The organism is Streptomyces sp. AC558_RSS880 (genome assembly GCF_019049255.1).
Lineage (GTDB): Bacteria > Actinomycetota > Actinomycetes > Streptomycetales > Streptomycetaceae > Streptomyces.
The window spans coordinates 23,635-47,160 of record NZ_JAGMUJ010000050.1; the positions used below are offsets into that span (position 1 = coordinate 23,635).

General features: G+C 72.2%; 20 protein-coding genes, 2 tRNA genes and 1 pseudogene. 7 read left to right on the forward strand and 16 right to left on the reverse strand.

Annotation, left to right across the window (positions count from 1 at the left end; all coding sequences use genetic code 11):
* Nucleotides 1-13: 13 nt before the first annotated feature.
* Complete coding sequence (locus KUM38_RS19395; RefSeq protein ID WP_217130664.1) at nt 14-1,480, reverse strand: amino acid permease; 1,467 nt, start codon at nt 1,478-1,480, stop codon at nt 14-16.
* Nucleotides 1,481-1,700: 220 nt separating this feature from the next.
* On the opposite strand from KUM38_RS19395, the gene KUM38_RS19400 reads away from it, so the two are divergent.
* Nucleotides 1,701-2,396, forward strand: a complete 696-nt coding sequence (locus KUM38_RS19400; RefSeq protein WP_217130665.1) for a MerR family transcriptional regulator — start codon at nt 1,701-1,703, stop codon at nt 2,394-2,396.
* A 31-nt stretch (nt 2,397-2,427) separates the two neighbouring features.
* On the opposite strand, the gene KUM38_RS19405 is transcribed toward KUM38_RS19400, so the two are convergent.
* From KUM38_RS19405 to KUM38_RS43610, 4 genes and pseudogenes are all read right to left on the reverse strand, one after another.
* A complete protein-coding gene (locus KUM38_RS19405; RefSeq protein WP_217130666.1) occupies nt 2,428-4,641 on the reverse strand; it encodes a 3-hydroxyacyl-CoA dehydrogenase NAD-binding domain-containing protein in 2,214 nt (737 codons plus the stop codon).
* 39 nt (nt 4,642-4,680) lie between these two features.
* Nucleotides 4,681-5,895, reverse strand: coding sequence for an acetyl-CoA C-acetyltransferase (locus tag KUM38_RS19410; protein ID WP_217130667.1), 1,215 nt, complete (start codon nt 5,893-5,895; stop codon nt 4,681-4,683).
* 11 nt (nt 5,896-5,906) lie between these two features.
* The gene (locus tag KUM38_RS19415; protein ID WP_217130668.1) at nt 5,907-7,073 is read right to left on the reverse strand and encodes a CaiB/BaiF CoA-transferase family protein; all 1,167 of its coding nucleotides are present in this window, start codon (nt 7,071-7,073) and stop codon (nt 5,907-5,909) included.
* Nucleotides 7,074-7,187: 114 nt separating this feature from the next.
* Nucleotides 7,188-7,280, reverse strand: a pseudogene (locus KUM38_RS43610) (MmcQ/YjbR family DNA-binding protein); the annotation flags it as partial.
* Between the two features lie 163 nt (nt 7,281-7,443).
* Between KUM38_RS43610 and KUM38_RS19420 the strand changes: the two are divergent.
* Nucleotides 7,444-8,622: a trans-acting enoyl reductase family protein gene (locus KUM38_RS19420; RefSeq protein ID WP_217130669.1), complete on the forward strand. Its 1,179-nt coding sequence runs from the start codon at nt 7,444-7,446 to the stop codon at nt 8,620-8,622.
* An 18-nt stretch (nt 8,623-8,640) separates the two neighbouring features.
* On the opposite strand, the gene mmpA is transcribed toward KUM38_RS19420, so the two are convergent.
* The 3 genes from mmpA to KUM38_RS19435 all read right to left on the reverse strand — a co-directional run bounded on the left by mmpA (nt 8,641) and on the right by KUM38_RS19435 (nt 10,021).
* Nucleotides 8,641-8,787 (reverse strand): morphogenic membrane protein MmpA, encoded by a 147-nt coding sequence (gene mmpA, locus KUM38_RS19425; RefSeq protein ID WP_217130670.1) that lies wholly within the window; start codon nt 8,785-8,787, stop codon nt 8,641-8,643.
* A gap of 126 nt (nt 8,788-8,913) precedes the next feature.
* The gene (locus KUM38_RS19430) at nt 8,914-9,618 is read right to left on the reverse strand and encodes an endonuclease V (protein WP_217130671.1); all 705 of its coding nucleotides are present in this window, start codon (nt 9,616-9,618) and stop codon (nt 8,914-8,916) included.
* Nucleotides 9,619-9,697: 79 nt separating this feature from the next.
* Nucleotides 9,698-10,021 (reverse strand): plasmid stabilization protein, encoded by a 324-nt coding sequence (locus KUM38_RS19435; protein ID WP_217130672.1) that lies wholly within the window; start codon nt 10,019-10,021, stop codon nt 9,698-9,700.
* A 263-nt stretch (nt 10,022-10,284) separates the two neighbouring features.
* On the opposite strand from KUM38_RS19435, the gene KUM38_RS19440 reads away from it, so the two are divergent.
* Nucleotides 10,285-10,698, forward strand: a complete 414-nt coding sequence (locus KUM38_RS19440; RefSeq protein ID WP_217130673.1) for an SsgA family sporulation/cell division regulator — start codon at nt 10,285-10,287, stop codon at nt 10,696-10,698.
* A gap of 402 nt (nt 10,699-11,100) precedes the next feature.
* Here the strand turns inward: KUM38_RS19440 and KUM38_RS19445 are convergent, their stop codons facing one another.
* Nucleotides 11,101-11,742, reverse strand: coding sequence for a GPP34 family phosphoprotein (locus KUM38_RS19445; RefSeq protein WP_217130674.1), 642 nt, complete (start codon nt 11,740-11,742; stop codon nt 11,101-11,103).
* 314 nt (nt 11,743-12,056) lie between these two features.
* Between KUM38_RS19445 and KUM38_RS19450 the strand changes: the two genes are divergently transcribed.
* The 4 genes from KUM38_RS19450 (at nt 12,057) to KUM38_RS19465 (ending at nt 18,082) form a co-directional block, all read left to right on the forward strand.
* Entirely contained in the window at nt 12,057-13,682 is a 1,626-nt protein-coding gene (locus tag KUM38_RS19450; RefSeq protein WP_217130675.1) for an ABC-F family ATP-binding cassette domain-containing protein, read from the forward strand.
* Nucleotides 13,683-13,692: 10 nt separating this feature from the next.
* A complete protein-coding gene (locus KUM38_RS19455; RefSeq protein ID WP_217130676.1) occupies nt 13,693-15,957 on the forward strand; it encodes an excinuclease ABC subunit UvrA in 2,265 nt (754 codons plus the stop codon).
* Nucleotides 15,958-16,110: 153 nt separating this feature from the next.
* Nucleotides 16,111-16,887, forward strand: a complete 777-nt coding sequence (gene ddaH / locus KUM38_RS19460; RefSeq protein WP_217130677.1) for a dimethylargininase — start codon at nt 16,111-16,113, stop codon at nt 16,885-16,887.
* Nucleotides 16,888-17,089: 202 nt separating this feature from the next.
* Complete coding sequence (locus KUM38_RS19465) at nt 17,090-18,082, forward strand: acyl-ACP desaturase (RefSeq protein ID WP_217130678.1); 993 nt, start codon at nt 17,090-17,092, stop codon at nt 18,080-18,082.
* A 5-nt stretch (nt 18,083-18,087) separates the two neighbouring features.
* Here the strand turns inward: KUM38_RS19465 and KUM38_RS19470 are convergent.
* The 7 genes from KUM38_RS19470 to KUM38_RS19500 form a co-directional block, all read right to left on the reverse strand.
* A tRNA-Trp gene (locus KUM38_RS19470) sits at nt 18,088-18,161 on the reverse strand.
* A 204-nt stretch (nt 18,162-18,365) separates the two neighbouring features.
* A complete protein-coding gene (locus KUM38_RS19475) occupies nt 18,366-19,694 on the reverse strand; it encodes an SDR family NAD(P)-dependent oxidoreductase (RefSeq protein ID WP_217130679.1) in 1,329 nt (442 codons plus the stop codon).
* A gap of 108 nt (nt 19,695-19,802) precedes the next feature.
* Nucleotides 19,803-19,874: transfer RNA gene (locus KUM38_RS19480), tRNA-Ser, on the reverse strand.
* Between the two features lie 79 nt (nt 19,875-19,953).
* On the reverse strand, nt 19,954-20,199 hold the full coding sequence (locus tag KUM38_RS19485) for a WhiB family transcriptional regulator (RefSeq protein WP_217130680.1): 246 nt from the start codon (nt 20,197-20,199) through the stop codon (nt 19,954-19,956).
* Nucleotides 20,200-20,359: 160 nt separating this feature from the next.
* Nucleotides 20,360-21,154 (reverse strand): VOC family protein, encoded by a 795-nt coding sequence (locus KUM38_RS19490; RefSeq protein ID WP_217130681.1) that lies wholly within the window; start codon nt 21,152-21,154, stop codon nt 20,360-20,362.
* A gap of 159 nt (nt 21,155-21,313) precedes the next feature.
* On the reverse strand, nt 21,314-22,354 hold the full coding sequence (locus KUM38_RS19495) for a LacI family DNA-binding transcriptional regulator (protein WP_217130682.1): 1,041 nt from the start codon (nt 22,352-22,354) through the stop codon (nt 21,314-21,316).
* 85 nt (nt 22,355-22,439) lie between these two features.
* A complete protein-coding gene (locus KUM38_RS19500; RefSeq protein WP_217130683.1) occupies nt 22,440-23,426 on the reverse strand; it encodes a multicopper oxidase domain-containing protein in 987 nt (328 codons plus the stop codon).
* Between the last annotated feature and the right edge of the window lie 100 nt (nt 23,427-23,526).

The following is a 23,526-nucleotide window of genomic DNA, read 5'->3' on the forward strand; positions in this document are numbered from 1 at the left end:
TGGCTCCGGCCCGCTACTTCGTCAGCCGCGAGAGTTCCCGGTCCGCGTTCCGCGCCACCCGGCGGCGGACGCCGTACCAGCCGCCGACCAGCATCGCGGCGATCACGGGGACGAGCAGCAGCGTCTTGCGGCCGACCTCCGGGTCGTTCCACATCAGGCCGAGGACGGAGAGCAGGAAGGCGATGGTGGCGATCTCGGTCACCGGGCTGCCGGGGAGCCGGAAGGACGGGCGGGCGACGAGTCCGGCGCGGGCGCGGCGGACGAAGACCAGGTGGCAGATCATGATGATCACCCAGGTGCTGATGATGCCGAGGGAGGCGACGTTCAGCACGATCTCGAAGGCCTGGGCCGGCATGAGGAAGTTCAGGCCGACACCGAGGACGCACACGCCGCAGGTCAGCAGGATGCCGCCGTAGGGCACCTGGCTGCGGTTCATGCGGGCGGTGAACTTCGGGGCGGAGCCCGCCATGGCCATGGAGCGCAGGATGCGGCCGGTGGAGTACAGGCCGGAGTTCAGGGACGACATCGCGGCCGTGAGGACGACGAGGTTCATCACGTCGCCGGCGGCCGGGACGCCGATCTTCGACAGGACCGTGACGAAGGGGCTCTCGCCGGCCGAGTACATCGAGCCGGGGAGCAGGAGGGCGAGCAGGACGACGGAGCCGACGTAGAAGAGGCCGACGCGCCACATGATGGAGTTCACCGCGCGGGGGACGACCTTCTCCGGTTCGGCGGTCTCGCCCGCGGCGACGCCGACCAGTTCCAGCGCCGCGTACGCGAAGATCACGCCCTGCATGACGAGGACGACGGGCAGCACGCCGTGCGGGAGGATTCCGCCGTTGTCGGTGATCATGTTCAGGCCGGGGGTGCCGCCGCCCACCTCGTGCCGGGTGGCGAGCAGGAAGACGCCGACGAACATGAAGGCGACGAGGGTGGCGACCTTGACGATCGCGAACCAGAACTCCATCTCGCCGAAGATCTTCACCGAGATCAGGTTCACCGCCAGGACCACGGCGAGGGCGATCAGCGCGAGCACCCACTGCGGGATGTCGGTAAACGCGCTCCAGTAGTGCGTGTAGAGGGCGATCGCGGTGATGTCGGCGATGCCGGTGGTCGACCAGTTCAGGAAGTACATCCAGCCGGCGACGTACGCGCCCTTCTCGCCGAGGAACTCGCGCGCGTACGACACGAAGGATCCGGACGACGGCCGGTACAGGACCAGCTCGCCCAGGGCGCGCACGACGAAGAAGGCGAAGACGCCGCAGACCAGGTAGGCGATCGCGAGCGCCGGGCCCGCGTCGTGCAGGCGTCCTCCGGCGCCCAGGAAGAGTCCGGTGCCGATCGCGCCTCCGATGGCGATCATGTTGACGTGGCGGGCCTTGAGGTCCTTGCTGTAGCCGGCGTCGCCCGCGTCCGCGGGCGTCGGGGCCGCGGCGGTGCGCTCTGCGGCCGTTGCCGTGGTGACGGCGTCCTTGCTCACGAAGTGGTTCCACTCTCTGGTGCGCTCGGGCGGATCGCGCCCGGGTGTCCGGATTGCCTCGGCCGGCGCGCTCGGATCACGGCACAGACCGAGGGGGCACCTTTCCCGAAGTGCGGTGCCTCACGCGATGGCGCACGTCACACCGCGGAACATCTCACACGCCCGCGCGGGGTGACAGCCGAGGTGTCACAGCGGTGGTGGGACAGCGATACTGCTGCGCATGACGACCGAGACCGAGCAGCCGCTCACGATCGACGAACTGGCGGCCCGGGCCGGTGTCACCGTGCGCACGGTCCGCTTCTACGGCACCAAGGGGCTGCTGCCGCCGCCGGTGATCGGTCCCCGGCGGGTCGGTCACTACGGGCGGGAGCACCTGGCCCGGCTGGAGCTCATCGAGGAGTTGCAGCACCGGGGCATGACGCTGGCGGCGATCGAACGGTACCTGGGGCAGCTGCCGCCGGATCTGAGCGTCCGGGACCTGGCGATCCAGCGGGCGGTGGTGGCCTCCTGGGCGCCCGAGGCGGTGGAGACGGTGTCGCGCGGGGAGCTGGAGCGCCGGGCGGGGCGGGCGCTGGGCGAGGAGGATCTCCAGCGGCTGGCGGCGATGGGAGTCGTCGAGCGGGACGGCGAGGTGTTCCGGGTCGACCCCGGGCTGCTGCGGCTCGGGGCGGAGCTGCTGGACGTACCGCTGTCCCACGAGACGGTCCTCGCCGCGCGCACCGCGCTCATCGAGCACTCCCGCGCGGCCGCCCGCGAGCTGTCGCGGCTGCTGCGCGACGCGGTCGCGGAGCGGGACGCGCGGGACGTGCGGTCCCTGTCCGCCCGGATGCATCCGCTGGTGGTGCAGGCGCTGCTGACCACGTTCCAGCGGTCGCTGCGAGAGGAACTGGCCCAGTGGCTCGACGAGGAGGGGTGACGGGGCGCGCCCCGTCACCCCTCGCTGCGGATCAGCGGGCGTCCGTGAAGACCTCACCCCGCTCCGCCTTCGCCACCAGCAGCGCCGGCGGGGTGAAGCGCTCGCCGTAGCGCTCGGCGAGTTCCCGCGCGCGGGCCACGAATCCGGGCAGGCCGCCCTCGTAGCCGTTGATGTACTGGAGTACGCCGCCGGTCCAGCCGGGGAAGCCGATGCCGAGGATGGAGCCGATGTTGGCGTCGGCGACGGAGGTCAGCACGCCTTCCTCCAGCAGCCGGACGGTGTCCAGTGCCTCGGCGAACAGCATGCGCTCCTGCATGTCGCGGAACGGGATCTCGTGTCCGGCCTTCGTGCTGTGCTTGCCCGGGGGACGACCCCCGGAACCCCCGAAATGCTCGCGCAGCCCGGGCCACAGGCTGCCGCGCTTGCCGTCCTCGCCGTACTCGTAGAAGCCCGCTCCGCCGCTGCGGCCGGGGCGCCCGAACTCGTCGACCATGCGGTCGATAACCGCTTCGGCGGGGTGCGCGGTCCAGGTGCCGCCGGCCTCCTCGACGGCCCGCTTCGTCTCGTTCCGGATCTTGCGCGGGAGGGTGAGCGTCAGCTCGTCCATCAGGGAGAGCACCTTGGCCGGGTAGCCCGCCTGGGCCGCCGCCTGCTCGACCGACGCGGGCTCGATGCCCTCGCCGACCATGGCGACGCCCTCGTTGATGAAGTGCCCGATGACGCGCGAGGTGAAGAAGCCGCGCGAGTCGTTGACGACGATCGGGGTCTTGTCGATCTGCCGGACCAGGTCGAAGGCGCGGGCCAGCGCCTCGTCGCCGGTGCGCCCGCCCTTGATGATCTCGACCAGCGGCATCCTGTCGACGGGCGAGAAGAAGTGCAGCCCGATGAAGTCGGCCTGGCGCTCGACGCCCTCGGCGAGGGCGGTGATGGGCAGGGTGGAGGTGTTGGAGCACAGCAGCGCGTCGGGGGCGACGACGTCCTGGACCTCCTGGAACACCTTGTGCTTGAGGGAGGTGTCCTCGAAGACGGCCTCGATGACCGCGTCGCAGCCGGCGAGGTCGGCGGCCTCGGCGGTGGGCGTGATGCGGGCGAGCAGCGCGTCGGCCTTCTCCTGGCTGGTACGGCCCTTGGCGACGGCCTTGGCGCACAGCTTCTCGGAGTAGCCCTTGCCCTTGACGGCGGCTTCCAGGGAGACGTCCTTCAGGACGACGTCGATCCCCGCGCGGGCGCACGAGTAGGCGATGCCGGCGCCCATCATCCCGGCGCCGAGGACGGCGACCTTGGTGACCTTGCGCGGCTCGATGCCCTGGGGGCGGTTGGCGCCGGAGTTGACGGCCTGCAGGTCGAAGAAGAACGCCTGGATCATGTTCTTCGCGGTCTGTCCGGCGGCCAGTTCGACGAAGTAGCGGGCCTCGATGACCTGGGCGGTCTCGAAGTCGACCTGGGAGCCCTCGACGGCGGCGGCCATGATGTTGCGCGGGGCCGGGTAGGGGGCGCCGCCCGTCTGCTTGCGCAGGTTGGCCGGGAAGGCGGGGAGGTTGGCGGCGAACTTCGGGTGGGCGGGGGTGCCGCCCGGGATGCGGTAGCCGGGCCGGTCCCAGGGCTGGGCGGACTCGGGGTGGGCGTCGATGAAGGCGCGGGCCTTGGCGAGCATGTCCTCGCGCGTGTCGGCGACCTCGTCGACCAGGCCGTTGTCCAGGGCGCGGCGCGGGCTGTACTGGGTGCCCTGGAGGAGCACCTTCAGCAGCGCGTCGGTGATGCCGAGCATGCGGACGGTGCGGACGACGCCGCCGCCTCCGGGGAGCAGTCCGAGGGTGACCTCGGGGCAGCCGATCTTGGAGCCGGGGGCGTCGAGGGCGATCCGGTGGTGGCAGGCGAGGGCGAGTTCGTAGCCGCCGCCGAGGGCGGCGCCGTTGATCGCCGCGACGACGGGCTTGCCGAGGGTCTCGATGCGGCGCAGGTGCCGCTTGAGGGCCATGCCGCCGTCGAAGAGGTCCTGTGCCGTCTCGGGGGTGACCCGGATCAGGTCGCGCAGGTCGCCGCCGGCGAAGAAGGTCTTCTTGGCGGAGGTGATGATGACGCCGCGGAGGGAGTCCTTCTCCGCCTCCAGGCGGTCGGTGATCACGGCGAGGGAGTCCCGGAACGCCTGGTTCATGGTGTTCGCGGACTGGTGGGGATCGTCGATGACGAGCGTGACGACGCCGGTGCGGTCCTGTTCCCAGCGGATGGTGGTGCTCTCGGTCATGGGGAAGTCTCCGTGAGTGAGGTGGCGGGTCGCTGGGGTTCAGAGGCGTTCGACGACGGTGGCGATGCCCATGCCGCCGCCCACGCACAGCGTGGCGAGGCCGTAGCGCTTGTCCTGGCGTTCGAGTTCGTCGACGAGGGTGCCGAGGATCATCGCGCCGGTGGCGCCGAGCGGGTGGCCCAGCGCGATGGCGCCGCCGTTGACGTTGACCTTGTCCAGGGACAGGCCCATGTCCTTCACGAAACGCAGGACGACGGCGGCGAACGCCTCGTTGATCTCGACGAGGTCGATGTCGTCGATGGTCAGGCCGGCCTTGGCGAGGGCCTTGCGGGTGGCGGGGGCGGGACCGGTGAGCATGATGGTGGGCTCGGAACCGGACACGGCGGCGGAGACGATCCTGGCGCGCGGGGTGAGTCCGTAGCGGTCGCCGACCTCCTTGGAGCCGATGGCGACGAGCGCGGCGCCGTCGACGATGCCGGAGGAGTTGCCCGCGTGGTGGACGTGGTCGATCTTCTCGACCCAGTGGTACTTCTGCAGGGCCACGGCGTCGAAACCGCCCAGCTCGCCGATGTCGGCGAAGGACGGCTTCAGCTTGGCCAGCGAGTCGGCGGTGGTGCCGGGGCGCAGGTGCTCGTCGTGGTCGAGGACGGTGAGGCCGCTGCGGTCCCGCACCGGGACGACGGACCGCTCGAAGCGGTTCTCCTTCCAGGCCGTGGCCGCGCGCTCCTGCGACAGGGCGGCGTACTCGTCGACGTCCCGCCGGGAGAAGCCCTCGATGGTGGCGATCAGGTCGGCGCCGATGCCCTGGGGGACGAAATTGGTAGCGAGGTTGGTCATCGGGTCGTTGAACCAGGCGCCGCCGTCCGAGGCCATCGGCACCCGGGACATCGACTCGACGCCGCCCGCGAGGACCAGGTCCTCCCAGCCGGAACGGACCTTGGCGGCGGCCAGGTTGACGGCCTCGAGGCCCGAGGCGCAGAAGCGGTTCTCCTGGACGCCGGCCACCGTGTCGGGCAGTCCGGCCGCGATGGCGGCGATGCGGGCGATGTCGGAGCCCTGGTCGCCGACCGGGCCGACGACGCCGAGCACGATGTCGTCGACGGCCGCCGGGTCGAGGCCGGGGAAGCGGTCGCGGATCTCGTGGATGAGGCCGACGACCAGGTCGACGGGCTTGGTGCCGTGCAGGGCGCCGTTGGCCTTGCCGCGCCCGCGCGGGGTGCGGATCGCGTCGTACACGTACGCTTCGGTGCTCACGAGGGGGCCTTTCACTGAGGGTTCGAGGGCTTGGAGGAGTGCGAGGGGGCCGGGGCCGTCAGTCCGGGTACGTCCCAGTCGCGGGCCACGTCGTCGGTGTCGGCGCCCGGCCGGGCGGGCCCGGTGCGCACGGTGGTGGGGGTCGCGGAGAACCGCGGGGCCGGTGCGGGCTGGGTGATGCCGGCGTGGTCGGTGAAGGTGGAGCGGGCGGCGAGGTGCGGGTGGTGCGGGGCCTCGCGCAGGGACAGCACCGGCGCCACGCACGCGTCGGAGCCGTCGAAACGGGCCGTCCACTCGTCGCGGGTGCGGGTCCTGAAGCGGGCGGTGACCTGTGCGCGCAGCTCCGGCCAGCGGGTGACGTCGGTGTGCGCCCCGGTCTGGTCGTCCAGGCCGAGCAGGCGCAGGAACTCGGCGTAGAACCGCGGTTCCAGCGCGCCCACCGCCATGTGCTTGCCGTCGGCGGTCTCGTAGGTGCCGTAGTAGGGGCAGCCGCCGTCGAGGAGGTTGGCGCCGCGCCCGTCCTGCCAGGCGCCGGCGGCGAGCATGCCGTGGATCATCGTGGAGAGGTGGGTGGTGCCGTCCACGATGGCGGCGTCGACGACCTGCCCGGTGCCGGTCGCGCGTGCGTGGTGCAGCGCGGCGAGGACACCGACGACGAGGTAGAGGGAGCCGCCCGCGTAGTCGCCGAGCAGGTTGGCCGGGACGGCCGGGGGCCTGTCCGGGTCGCCGATCATGCCGAGGGTGCCGGTGAGGGCGATGTAGGCGATGTCGTGGCCCGCGCGGTCGGCGAGGGGCCCTTGCTGGCCCCAGCCGGTCATCCGGCCGTAGACCAGGCGCGGGTTGCGGGTGCGGCAGTCCCCGGGGCCGACGCCGAGCCGCTCGGCGACTCCGGGGCGGTAGCCCTCGATGAGGACGTCGGCGCGTTCGGCCAGGTCGAGGACGCGCGCCGGACCGTCGGGGGCCTTCAGGTCGACGATCACGGAGCGCTTGTTGCGGTTGGTCACGTCGAGGGCGGGGTCGATCCCGAGTGCGGGGCCCCCGGGGCGGTCCACGCGTACGACGTCGGCGCCCAGGTCGGCGAGGAGCATGGCGGCGAACGGGCCGGGCCCGATCCCGGCCAGCTCGACCACGCGCACGCCGCTGAGCGGACCGTGTCCCGGCGCCTTCGCCTCCGTCATCGAGCCCCCATCGGCTGTGACACTACTGGTGTAACACCTGCGATGTTAGGAACGCGTTCCACCCGGCACAAGACCGGGCGAGCAAGCGCTTGGCCACTTTACGGCGCGGCACTGCTCCCCGGTGCCGTACCCGGCGGGCTCGGCACCGGGGCGGGTCAGCGCGTGGGCGTGCGCCGTCTCGCCCTCGAGCTCCACCGTCGCCCCCAGGGCACGGTCACGCGCCTTTTCCCCTTTCTTCAGGGCGTTCGGGTCTCTTCAGGGCGTTCGGGGACACGGCCATCGGTCTCCTCCGGGCTCGCCGTCGGGCTCCGCACCCCTCACGCTAGCCTCGGCCAGCGACAGCGGCGCGGCTGCACGACCAAGGGGTGTCATGAGCAGGCTGAACAGGACGGACCGTCCGTACGACATCGTGCTCTTCGGAGCGACCGGCTTCGTCGGCACGCTGACCGCGGAGTACCTCGCCGACCATGCCCCCGCCGGGCTGCGCTGGGCGATCGCCGGCCGCAGCACGGAGAAGCTGGAACGGCTGCGGGAGCGGCTGCCCGGCGGCGCGGGGATCGGGCTGCTGCGGGCGGACGTGTCCGACCCGGCCTCGCTGCGCGCCCTCGCCGAGCACGCGCGCGTGGTCGCCACCACCGTCGGCCCCTACGTGGAGTACGGCGAGGAACTCGTCGCCGCCTGCGCGGACACCGGGGCGGACTACGTCGACCTCACGGGTGAACCGGAGTTCGTGGACCTGGTGTACGTCCGGCACGACGCCCGCGCGCGGGAGACCGGGGCGCGGCTGGTGCACGCCTGCGGCTTCGACTCGGTGCCGCACGACCTGGGCGCGTACTTCACCGTGCGGCAGCTTCCGGAAGGGGTGCCGCTGACCGTGGACGGCTTCGTGACCGTCGACGCGGCCTTCTCGGGCGGGACCTTCGCCTCGGCGCTGAACCAGTTCGCCCGGCACCGCGGGCTCCGCGCGGCGGCCCTGGACCGCCGGCGCCATGAACCGCGGCTGGTGGGCCGCCGGGTGTCCGCTTCGGCCGGCGCGCCGCGCTACGCGCCGGAGGTCAGCGCCTGGGCCCTGCCCCTGCCGACCCTCGACGCGCGGATCGTGCGCCGTTCGGCCAGGGCACTCGACCGGTACGGCCCCGACTTCCGCTACCGGCACTACGCGGCCGTGCGGCGGCTCCCGGTGGCGGTGGGCGGGGTGGCGGCCGTGGGCGCGCTGGTGACGGCGGCCCAGCTCCCGCCACTGCGGCGCAGGCTCTCCGACCGGCTCGGGCCCGGCGACGGGCCGGGCCCCGAGAAGCGCGCCCGGAGCTGGTTCTCCGTCCGCTTCGTCGGCGAGGGCGGCGGGCGCCGGGTGTACACGGAGGTCGCGGGCGGTGACCCCGGTTACGACGAGACGGCGAAGATGCTGGCCGAGGGTGCTCTCTGCCTGGCCTTCGACGACCTCCCGCCGACGGCCGGCCAGGTCACGACGGCGGTGGCGATGGGCGACGCGCTGATCGGCCGCCTCCGCGCGGCGGGACTCCGCTTCCGCGTCGCCGCGACCCGCTGACGTCCGGCCGGGCGGAGGTTACAGCGGCCACTCGACCAGCGTGTAGATCATCCCGGCGATCCAGCCCAGCCCCGCCAGTACGGCGAGGGTGAGCCCGACGGTCACGGCCCGCTCGACGGGCCGTCCGTCGGCGGCGACAGGCTTGGGTGCGCGGTGCGTTGTCATGCACGCCAGCCTGGCGGGGCGGGCGGGGGACGGCATCCGTACAGGTACTCAGGACCGGTACTCAGGACCGGTACTCAGGACCGGTACTCAGGACCGGTACTCAGGACCGGTACTCAGACCGCACGGTCACCCGGAAGCCTCCTGCGGGGCGGCCTCGGCGAGCGCCCGGCGGCACAGGGCGTCGGCCCTGCGGGTGGTCTCCGGGAGACGGTAGGCGGGGCTCAGGGCGAGGGTGTGGGCGCAGGCGTTGTCCAGGCCCACGCGGTGGCCGACCGAGACGAACACCGGCTTGACGGCGTCCCTGGTGCGCAGGGCACGGCCGACCTCCTCGCGGCCGGCGAGCAGCGGAGAGGTGCTGCCGCGCGGGGTGCCCGGTTCGTCGTGGGTGAAGGTGAAGGGGTTCTTGGCGACGCCGATCGTCGGCAGGCCGGTGAGGACGCCGAGGTGGCTGGCCAGGCCGAAGCGGCGGGGGTGGGCGAGGCCGTAGCCGTCGCAGACCACCAGGCCGGGCGGGCACGGCAGGGCTTCGAGGGCGGCCAGCACGGTGGGGATCTCGCGGAAGGCGAGCAGTCCGGGGACGTACGGGAAGGAGATCCGGCCGACGGCCGTGGACTCGGCGACGACGTCGAGGGTCACCGCGTCGAGGACGACGGCCGCGGCGGCGACGACGTCCCGCTCGTCGTCGTACGCCACGTCGACTCCGGTGACATGGCCCGTCCCGGGCGGCGGGCCCGGTTCGTCGAGCACCACCCGCGCGCGGAGTGCGTCCTGGACCGCGCGGGCCTCTTCCTCGGTCACGGGCCAGTCGGCCGGTGTGCGTACGGTCGTCATGGTGCCCCTGAGCCTACTGGGGTGCGCGTGCTCCGCGCGGAGGGTGCCTCCCGGCCCGCCGCCTCCGCGCGGAGGCGGCTCACTTGCCGAGCGCCCGCTGGAGCTGACCCTTGTTCATGTTCGAACGGCCCTCGATGCCGCGCTTCTTGGCCTCCTCGTACAGCTGGTCGCGCGTGGGGCCCTGGGATCCCTTGCCGGACCGCTGGCCGCCGCGCTTGCCGGACGACATGTCCTGCGTGGAGGTGCGGCTGGCCGTCTTCGACTCACCGGACCGGGCACGCTCCTTGTTCACCGTCCGGGCGGCGATCTCCTTGGCGCGTCCGGTGCTCTCGCCCCGGTCCTCGGCGCTGTCCTTGATGTGCTCGTACTGACGCTCCCGTTTGGGGCTGGAACCGCGTGGCATGTCCGCTCACTTCCTCTCGCGTACAGCGCACGGGTACCCACGTCGGCAGCGATCAGGGCACACCGCACGCATCAGTGCTCCAGGCGGGCGGCACGAGCGTCCCGGAGGACGTCCGGGAAGAGCCGTGTCACTCGGGTGCATGAAGGCGGTGACAGAGGTCACTCGCCTTTCGTGTGCACGGATTGGTCGATTCCGTCGTCTCATCCAGTAGCCGACCCGATCCGCCCCGGAAGCCTGTCCAGCCGTCATGAGGGAGCAAGGCGTTGTCCACCGTCATCGAGCAGACCGTCGAGGCCCGTCTCGTCGCCGCCGCGCCGCGGATGCCGAGCATTCCCGCCACCCTGCACTACGACCGCGACGACCCGTTCGCCGTCCGCATGACCTTCCCCGCGCCCGCCACCCTGGAGGGCGTCGAGGTCTGCTGGACCTTCGCCCGCGATCTGCTCGCCGCGGGGATGCAGGAGCCCGAGGGCGACGGCGACGTACGGGTCCGGCCGTACGGCTACGACCGCACCGTGCTGGAGTTCCACGCCCCCGAGGGGACCGCCGTCGTGCATGTCCGCTCGGGCGAGCTGCGCCGGTTCCTGGAGGCCACCGGCGAGCTGGTGCCGACCGGTCTGGAGCACCTCCGGCTCGACCTGGACCACGAGCTCGCGGAGCTGATGCGCGACGCGTGAGGGGCCGGTCCGACGCCCGCCGTCCGTCGGGGTGTTGAGCGCGCAGTACGCCGGACCGTCGGCCTGCGCGCCGACCGGCGTTCGCGCGGGCGGCGCCCGGCGCACCGGTTCCGTCGGCGGCTCCCTCCACGGTCCCCGGGTCGACGGCCCCGGGGACGAAGATCCCGTCGCGTCGGCACCCGGGCGGGGCCGGAGGTGGCGCGCTCCGGGGTGCCGCGTCCACTCCCCCGGCACCGCGCGTGGCCACGGAGCGCGGAGTCCGGCGAAGACGACGGCGTAGGCGCGAGCGCGGGCGTCGCCCGACCGGCGGAGCCATCCGCCGTGGCCCTCCGTGGCTCCCGTGGTCCTTCGTGGCTCCCGTGATCGCCCGTGGGCGGCCCTCGTGGCCCCGCGGGCCCTGGGTCACCGCCCCCGCGCGAGCGTGGGCAGCGGCGCGGTGTCGGCCAGCCCCGCGCGCAGCTCGCGCAGGACGGCACCGAGGGCGGGCGTCGTTGCGGCGTGGTGCGCCAGCGCCTCGGCGCACCGGTCGTGGGAGGAGCCCTCCGGGCCCGGCAGCAGGCCCGACGCCCGTGCGAGGACGAGGGCCGTCGCCGTCTGCTCGGGGACGTCCTCGGGCGGTGTCGGTCCGTCGAGGATCTGCCGCGCCTGCCGCCGCAGGGCCCGTACCCGGCCCGCGTCGGCCAGGACGTGCTCCACCGACGGGAACACCCCGAGGACCCGGTGCTTCTCGGCGCGCAGCACTCCCTGGGCCACCAGTTGTTCCCGGACCGCGTCCAGGGTGTACCGCGCGCGCAGCGTCACCCAGACGCGCCAGCGGTGCGGGCAGGACTCGCTGACCAGTTCCAGAAGACCGTCCAGCACCGGGTCACCGGTCCGGGAGTCGAGGTCACGGGGTGCGGCGATGCCGTCGTCGTCGATCAGCAGGCCCCGCCGGGCCAGCTCGGCGAGGGCTCCGGCCCGCACCACGGGGGCCTGCCGGGACGGGTCGGCGTCCCAGACCAGCAGGGACAGGCGGGCCGGCAGCGAGAGCGGGCCGTTGGGCACGGGGCCTCCTCGGGGGCGGTGACGTCGTGCTCCGAAAAGCCGTTGACAGCCGTTCCGGGCACTCCTACGGTGTACAGCGGTCCTGTTGCCGTCGAATGGAGAAGGACGTTGCTCGTCTGAGGTTCTGAGACACCGCGTCACACCACACGTGTGTGTACGTCGCGTGCGACCTCGGCGTTCGAGCCGTCCTTGCGGTCCTTGCGGAACAGGGCTCTTCTCATGCCCAGGCCTTCCCTCCCGGCTGCCGGTCCTCGTCCCGCGGTGTCTCGATACGCGTTTGCCCCTGATCGCCCCGAGCAACCGCGGAGGCCCGCATGTCACCATCCATCACCTGTACGTCCCTCGCCTTCACCTGGCCCGACGGCACCGCCGTCCTCGAGGGCCTCGACGTCGCCTTCGGCCCCGGTCGCACCGGCCTCGTCGGCGTCAACGGGTCGGGGAAGTCGACCCTGTTGAAGCTGATCGCCGGTGAGCTCCGGCCGGCCGACGGCACCGTCCGGGTCGCCGGCGAGGTGGGGTACCTGCCGCAGAACGTGACGCTCGACACCGCGCTGAGGGTCGACGAGGCGCTCGGCATCGCCGGCCGGCGGGCCGCGCTGCACGCCATCGAGGCGGGCGACGTGGCCGAGGAGCACTTCGAGACCGTCGGTGACGACTGGGACGTCGAGGAGCGCGCCCTGGCCACGCTCGGCGAACTCGGCCTCGGGCACATCGGGCTCGACCGCACCGTCGGCGAGGTGTCCGGCGGCGAGTCGGTGCTGCTGCGGCTGGCCGCGCTGCTGCTGGGCCGCCCGGACGTGCTGCTGCTCGACGAGCCCACCAACAACCTCGACCTGTACGCCCGCAGGCGGCTGTACGCGGCCGTCGCCAACTGGCCGGGTGTCATGGTCGTGGTCAGCCACGACCGTGAACTGCTGGAACTGGTGGACCAGATCGCGGATCTGCGCTCCGGGGAGGTCACCTGGTACGGCGGCAACTTCTCGGCGTACGAGGAGGCCCTGGCCGTCGAACAGGAGGCCGCCGAGCGCATGGTGCGCGTCGCCGAGGCGGACTTCCGCAAGCAGAAGCGCGAACTGGCCGACGCCCAGGTCAAGCTGGCCCGCCGCAAGCGGTACGGGCAGAAGATGTTCGAGCAGAAACGCGAGCCGAAGATCGTCATGGGGGCGCGCAAGCGCGCGGCGCAGGAGTCCGCGGGCAAGCACCGCATCATGCACGAGGAGAAGCTCGCCGAGGCCAGGGAACGCCTCGACGACGCGGTGGACGCCGTACGGGACGACGACGAGATCCGCGTCGACCTGCCGTACACGGCCGTACCGCCGGGCCGTGACGTCCTCACCCTCATGGACCTGGAACTGGCGTACGGCGCCCGGGTGGACGGCGGCTTCGATCTGCGCGGCCCGGAGCGGGTGGCGCTGATCGGGCGCAACGGCGCCGGCAAGACGACCTTGCTGCGCACGATCGCCGGGGAGCTGGAGCCGGTCTCCGGCGAGGTGCGGGCCCACGTGCCCCTGCGGTTCCTGCCGCAGCGGCTCGACGTCCTCGACGCGGAGCTGACCGTCGCCGAGAACGTGGCCCGGTTCGCGCCGGGCGCCACCAACAACCGGGTCCGGGCCCGGCTCGCCCGCTTCCTGTTCCGGGGCGCCCGCGCCGACCAGAAGGCGGCGACGCTCTCCGGCGGCGAGCGCTTCCGTGCGGCGCTGGCGGCGCTGATGCTGGCGGAGCCCGCGCCACAGCTGCTGATGCTGGACGAGCCGACCAACAACCTCGACATGGCGAGCGTCCGGCAGCTGACCACGGCGCTGGAGTCGTACGAGGGTGCCCTGATCGTGGCCAGTCACGATCTGCCGTTCCTGGAGTCGATCGGCATCACCCGGTGGCTGCTGATGGAGGAAGGGGAGCTGAAGGAAATCACGACAGAAGCTGTCGGGTATTCCGCCTAGCGTCGGCAGCATGAGCCAGTCCAGCGAGTTCATCACCATCACCGGAGCCAGGGAGAACAACCTCAAGGACGTCACGCTCCGCATCCCGAAGGGCCGGCTGACCGTGTTCACCGGCGTTTCGGGGTCGGGGAAGTCGTCGGTCGTCTTCGACACGATCGCGGTCGAGTCTCAGCGGCAGCTCAACGAGACGTTCACCTGGTTCGTCCGCAACCGGCTGCCGAAGTACGAGCGGCCGCACGCGGAGACCCTGGAGGATCTGACGCCCGCGATCGTCGTCGACCAGCGGCCCGTCGGCGGCCACTCCCGGTCGACGGTCGGCACGATGACGGACGTGTACTCGGTGCTGCGGGTGCTGTTCTCGCGGCACGGCACGCCGAGCGCCGGACCGGCGACGGCGTACTCGTTCAACGACCCGTCGGGCATGTGCCGCGTGTGCGACGGCCTGGGCCGGACCGTACGGCCGGACTGGGACCGCATCCTCGATGCGGACCGCTCCCTCGCCGAGGGGGCGGTCCGCTTCCCGCCGTTCACCGCGGGGACCTGGCAGGGGCAGGCGTACACCAACAGCGACGAGCTGGACCCGCACAAACCGGTGCGGGAGTTCACCACGGCCGAGCGGGAGTTCCTGATGCGGGGGCGCCCCGGAAGCAAGGTCACCGTGAACGGCACGGGCGGCACCTGGACCACCGAGTACGAAGGGCTCGCCGACCGCTTCGAACGGCTGTACCTGAAGCGGGACCTGGCGGGGATGAGCCAGAAGACCCGTGACATGGTGCGGGAGTTCCTGGCCGAGGGTGTCTGCCCGGCCTGCCGGGGCGCGAGGCTGAACGAGGCGGCGCTGGCCTCCCGGATCGGGGGCCGGTCCATCGCCGACTGCGCAGCCATGCAGGTCACCGATCTCATCGCCGCACTGAGGGAGATCGACGATCCGGTGGCCGGCGCGGTCGCCGGGGCCGCCGTCGCCGCCCTGGAGCGGATCGAGACGATCGGGCTCGGCTATCTGAGCCTGGACCGGGAGACGAGCACGCTCTCCGGCGGCGAGGGGCAGCGGCTGAAGACCGTACGGCACCTCGGATCGAGCCTGACCGGGATGACGTACATCTTCGACGAACCCAGCGTCGGACTGCATCCGCGTGACGTGCACCGCCTCGGCGAACTGCTGCTGCGGCTGCGCGACAAGGGCAACACCGTGCTGGTCGTCGAGCACGACCCGGACGTCATCGCGCTGGCCGACCACGTGGTCGACATGGGCCCGGGCGCGGGGGCCGGGGGCGGCCGGGTGGTGTTCGAGGGGACCCCGCGGGAGCTGGCCGCCTCGGGCACCCTGACGGGGCGGTGCCTCGGACGGCGCACGACGGTCAAGGGAGCGGTGCGGGGGGCGACGGGCGAGCTGTGGGTGAAGGGGGCCGACCGGCACAATCTGCGGGAGGTCACCGTGCGGTTCCCGGCCGGGGTGCTCACCGCCGTGACCGGGGTGGCCGGCTCGGGCAAGAGCACACTGGTCGCCGAGTTCACCGCCGTGCACCGTGACACCGTGGTGGTCGACCAGTCCTCGATCGGCATTTCGGCGCGGTCCACTCCGGCGACGTACCTCGGGATCATGGACACGGTACGGAAAATCTTCGCGCGGGAGACGGGAGCGGAGCCGGGGCTGTTCAGCTTCAACTCCGGCGGCGCCTGCGGGACCTGCGAGGGCCGCGGGATCATGTACACCGACCTGGCCTTCATGGACCCGGTGACCACGACCTGCCCCGCCTGCGAGGGGCGGCGGTTCAAGGACGAGGTGCTGCGGCTGGTGGTCGGCGGCCGCTCCGTCGCCGATGTGCTCGGGATGACCGCCGAGGAGGCGCTGGACTTCTTCCACGACACGGGCGTACGGCGCCGGCTGCGCGCCCTGCGGGACGTGGGCCTCACTTACCTCACGCTGGGCCAGCCGCTGTCCACCCTTTCCGGCGGTGAACGACAGCGGATCAAGCTCGCCACCCGGCTGCACCGAAAAGGGGTGGTGTACGTGCTGGACGAGCCGACGACCGGGCTGCACATGGCGGACGTGGACGGTCTCGTCGGTCTCCTGGACCGGCTGGTGGACGCGGGCAACACCGTGATCGTCGTCGAGCACAACCTCGATGTCGTCGCACGCGCCGACTGGGTGATCGACCTCGGTCCGGACGGCGGGAGGGACGGTGGTCGGGTGGTCTTCGAGGGCACACCGGCCGAGTTGCTGGCCTCCCAGGGGTCCTTCACCGGGGAGCATCTGCGGCGGGCCGGACGTTGAGACCGTTACCGATGGTACATCCCGTCGCCGTCCTGGGTGGTCCTGTCCGGATCCGGCCTGCATGATGGCTGCGCGACGCCCGCGGGAGGCAGACCGCTCCACGGACTCCCCGGCGCGGCGCAGACAGGCCCCGTCCGATCCGAAAGGCGCCCCGTGCCCAGCAAGAAGGCCCTCGTCCGTCGTCCCGCTCCCCGTCTGGCGGAGGGGCTGGTGACGCACATCGAGCGGGAGGGCGTCGACGTCGACCGCGCGGTGGAGCAGTGGGAGGCGTACACGGAGGCGTTGCGCGCCCACAGCTGGGAGACGATCGAGGTCGACCCGGCCGACGACTGCCCGGACTCCGTGTTCGTCGAGGACACGGTGGTGATGTACCGGAACGTGGCGCTGATCGCCCGTTCCGGAGCCGAGTCCCGCCGCGCGGAGACCCTGGGCGTCGAGGAGGCCGTGGCGTCGCTGGGCTGCTCGGTGAACTGGGTCTGGGAGCCGGGCACCCTGGACGGCGGGGACGTGCTGAAGGTCGGCGACACGGTGTACGTGGGCCGCGGCGGGAGGACCAACGCGGCCGGGGTGCGGCAGGTGCGGGCCGCGTTCGAGCCGCTGGGGGCGCGGGTGGTCGCCGTGCCGGTCGCCAAGGTGCTGCACCTGAAGTCGGCGGTCACGGCGCTGCCGGACGGGACGGTCGTCGGGTACGTCCCGCACATGGACGCGCCGTCGCTGTTCCCGCGCTTCCTTCCGGTGCCGGAGGCGGCCGGGGCGCACGTGGTGCTGCTCGGCGGGGACAGGCTGCTGATGGCGGCGAGCGCGCCGAAGACCGCGGAACTGTTCGCGGACCTCGGCTACGAGCCGGTCCCGGTGGACATCGGCGAGTTCGAGAAGCTCGAGGGTTGTGTGACGTGCCTCTCGGTGCGTCTGCGGGAGCTGTACGCCTGACCGGTGCCCGTGTCACCCGTACGGCGCAGCGACCTGCGGCTCGACGCCGGGAAGGTACTCCATCTGGACCCCGCTGATCAGGGCTCTTTACGGCACCCTTAACCTACGGCTACGTAACCTACGGCTACGTAGCCTACGATTCCGTAGGTTCCCGGCCCGCTCGCCGGGACTTCCACATGTCACCGTCCCCCTGGAGTCACCCGTGTCGCTCACTTCTCCCCATCTCGGCAGCCCCTCGGTCTGGACCGACGCCCGGCTGTTGTACGCACTGGAGGAAGTGGTCGAGAAGGAGCTCAACCGGCATCTGAAGGTCACCAAGGACTGGATGCCGCACGAGTACGTGCCGTGGAGCGACGGCCGCAACTTCCCGGGCTTCTTCGAGGACGGCGAGGCCTGGGACAAGGAGCAGTCGAAGGTCACCGAGGTCGGCAAGATCGCCCTGGTGGTCAACCTGCTGACCGAGGACAACCTCCCCAGCTACCACCACGAGATCGCCACCCTGTTCGGCCGGGAGGGGGCCTGGGGCACCTGGGTGCACCGCTGGACGGCCGAGGAGGGCCGGCACGGCATCGTGATGCGGGACTACCTGCTCGCCTCGCGGGCGGTGGACCCGGACAAGCTGGAGCAGTTCCGCATGTCGCACATGAGCGAGGGCTTCGAGTCGGACAACCGGCACTCGATGCTCCACTCGATCGCCTACGTCGCCTTCCAGGAGCTGGCCACCCGCATCTCGCACCGCAACACCGGCCACCAGTCCGGTGACCCGGTCTGCGACCGCATGCTGGCCCGCATCGCGACCGACGAGAACCTGCACATGGTCTTCTACCGCAACCTGCTCAAGGCGGCGTTCGAACTGACTCCGGACCTCACGATGCAGGCGGTCCGCGACGTCGTCGTGAACTTCCGGATGCCCGGCCACGGCATCCCCGGCTTCGAGCGGGCCGCGGCGCAGATGGCGATCGGCGAGGTCTACAACCTGCGCATCCACCACGACGACGTGCTCCAGCCGGTGCTGCGCTTCCTGAAGGTCATGGAGATCGACGGGCTGGGCCCCGAGGGCCTCAAGGCCCAGGAGGAACTGGGCCTGTTCATGGGCGGCCTGGACGCGGAGGCCTCGAAGTTCGACGAGAAGCTGGCGGCCCGCAAGGCCCGGATGGCGGCCCGCGCCGGCCACGGAGCACCGGCCCGGACGTGAGGGGGCGGGGCGGCTGGATGTGAACCAGCCTGTCCCGGTTCTGGAGACCCGGCGCGTCGGCCTCCGCGCCACGGCCCCGTCCTCGGGCTGCGGCACAGAGGTCCGGTGCCGGGTCTCACCCGTGGTTACCGGCCGCTCGTCGGCGGTGCCGGCCGGAAAGTCCGGCCGCTGCTCCGCCGGGCGTCCGGTGCGCAGCCACGCGAGCAGCGGGCCGGGTTCGGCGAGCGGGCGGGGGACGGCGCGGAGCCGAAGCCCGACCCGGGTCGTGCGAGGGGGCCGGCGGTCACCACTCCGCCTCCTTGTAGTCCTTCAGGAACACTCCGGCCACCGGATCCCCGGCCTCTCCCCGCACGATGGGGTCGTACACCCGGGCCGCCCCGTCGACGACGTCCAGCGGGGTGCGGAAACCGGCCCGCGCCATGCGGGACTTCTTCGGCGCGGGGTTCTCGTCGGTGATCCAGCCGGTGTCCACGGCGCACATGTACACGCCCTGCTCGACAAGTCCGGCCGCGCTGGTGCGGGTGAGCATGTTGAGCGCGGCCTTGGCCATGTTGGTGTGCGGATGGCCCGGCATCTTGTTGCGCACCGCGAACCGGCCCTCCACCGCGGTCACGTTGACGACGTAGCGCCGTGGGTGCGGTGAGGCGAGCAGCAGGGGCAGCAGCCGGTCGCACAGCAGCACCGGGGCGAGGGCGTTGACGAGCTGGGTCTCCAGGACTTCGGCGGGGTCGAGCGCTCCGAGCCGGGCCGACCAGGAGTTCTCCGGGGACGGGTCGGGCAGCAGCCCGGCCTCGTCGGCCTCCCGCAGGGCCACCGGCAGCGTGGCGCCCCCGTCGCCGAGCATCCGCATCGGGGTGAAGCCCGGTGCCTGCCGCGCGCCTTCGGGCAGTCCGTCCCGCTCCCCCGAAGCGAGCAGCGCGTACGACTCCGGCGGCCGCCGTACGGTCTGCGCGGCGTTGTTGACGAGGATGTCCAGGGGCGCGCCCTCGTGGCGCAGTTCCTCGCACAGGCCCAGCACCTGACGGGGGTCGCGCAGGTCGACGGCGAGTATACGGAGCCGGTCGAGCCACTTCGCGCTGTCCGGCTCGGCCCGGAAGCGGCGGGCGGTGTCGTGCGGGAAGCGGCTGGTGACGATCAGTTCGACGCCGTCGCGCAGCATCATGAGCGCCAGCTGGAAGCCGATCTTCACCCGGCCGCCGGTGAGCAGGGCGCGGCGGCCGGTCAGGTCGGTGGCGAGTGCGCGCCGGGCGCGGTTGTCGACGGCGCAGCTCGGGCAGAGCCGGTGGTAGAAGGCGTCGACCTGTCGATAGGACGTCTTGCAGACGTAGCAGCGGCGGCCCTTGTGGAAGACGCCCGGGCGGCCCGGGGCCGTCAGGGGTGCGTCCTCGCGGCGGTGCGGGGCGCCGGTGGCCGTGGCGGCCATCGTCGCGGCGTCGGCCGCGGACGCCGCCTCGTTGCGGGCCCTGCGGCGCCGCGCCTGGCCGTCGCGGGTGAAAGAGGCCGCGACGTGTTCGGCGTGCAGGCGCACCGGGTCGTCCGCGGGCAGCCGGCGCAGCCGGCCGACCGTGCGGTGGAAGGCGGACAGCTCTTCCTCGGTGATGCCGTCGCCCATGAGACGCCCCCTTGTGTGCCGTGCCGAGGGCCGAACCCGGATGCGGACCGGTGTGCCCTCCGTGTCATGGAGGTGCGCCCGCCCTCTGCACCGCCGACCCCCGTGCGGCCCGGACGACCGGATTCGAACCGGCGTGTCCGCCTGAGCAAGGCGGTGCGTCTGCCTCTGCGCCACGTCCGGCCGCGCGTTGATCCTAGCCACGGGGGCGGCGCCGGCCGTACCGGTTTTTCACGGGCCGACCGCCGGTGACCGGCGGGAACTACCGTGCGACGCGCCGCAGTTCCAGGCGCTCCTTCTCCGACATGCCGCCCCAGACGCCGAAGCGCATGTCGTGGGTCAGGGCGTACTCCAGGCAGGCGGCGCGGATCGGGCAGAGACCGCAGATGCGCTTGGCCTCGCGAACCGAGCTACCGGGCTCGGGAAAGAAGAAGTCTCCTCCCGTCTGCGCGCACAACGCCTCCTCCTGCCAGGCGAGGTCGGGCGACGGGAACGTGTCGATGTGCATGGCCGGAAGCATGCCGGGCGGCGAAAAACGTTCGATCAACGCCACATCAACGCGGGTCCGCACCGCGGTCCTCCTGGGGCTCCTCCCCCTGCCCCTGCCTTCCGTGACCGCATGATGATGGCGCCGGGGAACCCGGCGCGCACGGCGGCGCGCCGGGCGTTCAGGTCTGGCGCGCATCGCCCTCGATGACCGCGAAGCGCGCGCCGTACGGATCCTCCAGGCGGGCCAGCCGGCCGACACCGGCGAGGGAGGTGGCGGGCATCCGCACCCTGCCGCCCAGCTCGACGGCCCTGTCGACGACGGCGTCCGGGTCCTCCACCCCGATGTAGGGCAGCCAGTAGGGGCGCCCGCTCCGCGCCTCGACGGGATCGTCGGCCAGCGGGACCAGCCCGCCGAACATGCCGTCCTCCCCCGTCCCGGCGGGGTTGACGGAGGTGTAGACGCCGCCGGGGAAGGTCACCGCCGAGGTCTCCCAGCCGAGGGTGGAGTGGTAGAAGGCGGCGGTCCGGGCGATGTCCGGGGTGTAGAGCTCGACCCAGCACAGTGTGCCGGCCTCGCCTGCGGCCTCGATGCCTTTGCGCAGCGCCGGCTCCCAAATGCCGAAGGGGACGCCCGCCTGGTCGGCGAGGATCGCCGTTCTGCCCTGTTCCCTCACGTCCATGGGTGGCACGGTCACGCCGCCGCGGGCCTGCTGGACGGCCTTCGCGGTGGCGTCCGCGTCGGGGCTCTGGAAGTAGACGGTCCACGCGGGCGGACCCTGCTCCGGTGCGGACCGCACACCGCCCGCGACGATCCGCCCGGCCAGCCGGAAGAAGCCGTAGCCGCCGGCGTCGGGTCCCGCCGGGGCGAACTCCCAGCCGAACAGGCCGCCGTAGAAGGACGCGGCGCCTTCGATGTCGGACGTGCCGACGTCGATCCAGTTCGGGGCGCCGTCGACGAAGCGGGTGGTGAGCATGGTGCCTCCTCCGAGAGGTCCCGTCGCCTGCTCTGCCGAGTCTTCCACCGCCCACTGACAATCACCGCCGGGGCACCCGCACGGCCGAACCGTTCCTCGCCCCCGCCGTCACGGTGGGGCCGTGGAACCCCCGGCGGGTCAGGGCTCGGCGCCGGCGTTCTACGCGGACGACCGTCGGATCAGCGTCGTCGGGAGGATCAGGCCGTCGGGGCCGGCGCCCGCGGCCTCCTCCGGCGTGCCGGTGCGGTCGAGGTCGCGCAGCAGGAGGCGGGCCATCAGGCGGCCCATCTCCTCGATGTCCTGGCGGACCGTGGTGAGCGGTGGTTCGGTCTGTTCGGCGATCGGCAGCATGTCGTCGAACCCGACGACCGCCACGTCGTCCGGCACCCGCCGCCCGTGCTCGCGCAGCACACGCAGGGCGCCCGCCGCCATGAGGTCGTTGCCGGCGAACACCGCGTCCAGGCCGGGGCAGCGGTCGAGGAGCCGCCGCATCGCCCGCTCGCCGCTCGCGGGGGTGAAGTCGCCCTCCACGACCAGCCGGGGATCGGCGTCGGTCATGACGTCCCGGAAGCCGTCGAGCCGGTCCACCGCCGCGGTCTGGTCGAGGGCGCCGGTGATGTGGGCGATGCGGTCGCGGCCGAGGCCGAGCAGGTGCCGTACGGCGTCGCGGGCGCCGCCCCGGTTGTCGCTGTCGACGTAGGAGACGCCGCGCCGGCCGCCGTTCCAGTCGGGCCGGCCGCCGTACACCGTCGGCAGGCCGGCCCGCTGAATCAGTTCGGGCAGCGGGTCGTCGATGTGCAGGGAGAACACCAGGGCGCCGTCGACGTGGCCCCCGGCGAGGTAGCGGCCGACGCGCGCGTGGTCGTCGCGGTCCTCGGTGAGCAGCAGGACGAGCTGGTTGTCGTGGGCCGTCAGCTCCTTGCTGATGCCGCGCAGCTGCCGGGCGAAGAAGGGGTCGGCGAAGACCCGGGTCTCCGGTTCGGCGACGATGACGGCGATGGCGTCGTGCCGCTTCGTCACCAGGCTGCGGGCGGCCTGGTTCGGCACGTACCCGAGTTCCTCCACCGCCCTCCTCACCCGTTCGGCCAGGCGTTCCCGCACCCCGTCGGAGCCGTTGACCACGCGGGAGACCGTGGCCCGGGAGACCCCGGCCCGCGCGGCCACGGCCTCCAGCGTGGGGCGCGGCACTGTGTCGGTCACTTCGGGGCTCCTCACCTGCGGCTGCGGGCAAGGATAGCCCCGGCCCGGCCACGGGCGAGAGCGCTCCCGGATCATGTCCGGCGCGTCAGTGCTCGTGCTCGTGCCCCTCCTCCGCGGCCGCCCCGTGGACGTGCTCGTGCGGGTCGTAGCCCGGGATGGTGCCGTCCGGTTTCTTCACCAGGAACAGGCCGACCATGCCCATGTCGGAGTGGCTCTGGACGTGGCAGTGGTACATCCAGGCGCCCGCTCCGACGCCCTCCCCCGCGATGATCTGGAAGCCGAAGGAGTCGGCCGGGCCGCAGATCTTGTTGTCGATGACCTGGCTCGGGTCGTCGGGTCCGGTGAGCATGCCGGTGCGGTTGTCGGCCCAGCGGTGACCGTGCATGTGGAAGGTGTGGTAGTACTCGCCGTGCGTGATCATGACGATCTCGACGCGGTCGCCCACGGTGGCCTCGAAGTTCGGGCCGGTGTGGGCCGGCTTGTTGTTGATCATCATGTCGTTGAAGACGATGGTGTGGGTCGCGTCGGGCAGGACGTCGCCCTTGCGGCGGACGATCACCGGGCCGTACAGCCCGTTGCGGATGCCGCCGGTGCCGTGCACGGTGCCGACGACGTGGTCGTGGTAGTGCCAGTAGCCCGCGCTGCCGGCGCGCCAGGTGCCGTCGGAGCGCCGGCCGGGTTTGTGGGTGCGCCAGGTGTAGGTGCGGGTGCCGCCGGGCTCGACGTCGCTCTTGTTCTGCTTGGTGCCGTCGCTGGAGATCTCGTAGTCCAGGCCGTGGACGTGCAGGCTCACGGGCACGTCCATGGTGTTCTCGAACTCGACGTGCAGGGTGTCGCCCTCGTTGAGCTCGATCAGCGGGCCGGGGATGGACGCCTTGCCCTTCTCGAAGCCGTAGCCCATCTGTCCGCCGTCCAGCCGCTCGGCGTACATCTTGACGCGCCGCACCTCGCCCCCGGCGGGCGCGGTCTTCGCCGGTGCCGCCGCGCCCACGGCCTCGGGCGCGACGGACAACGATGTCGCGGCGACCGCGCCGCCCAGGAGTACCCGCCGGTTGAAACCGCGTCTGTCCATGCCGAACTCCCCACGTGGCTGTCATGAACCTGTGAAACCGTAGCGGCCGCCCCGTTGTTTATCCACACTCAGGACAAAGTTCGTTTCATTGCTGCGATAG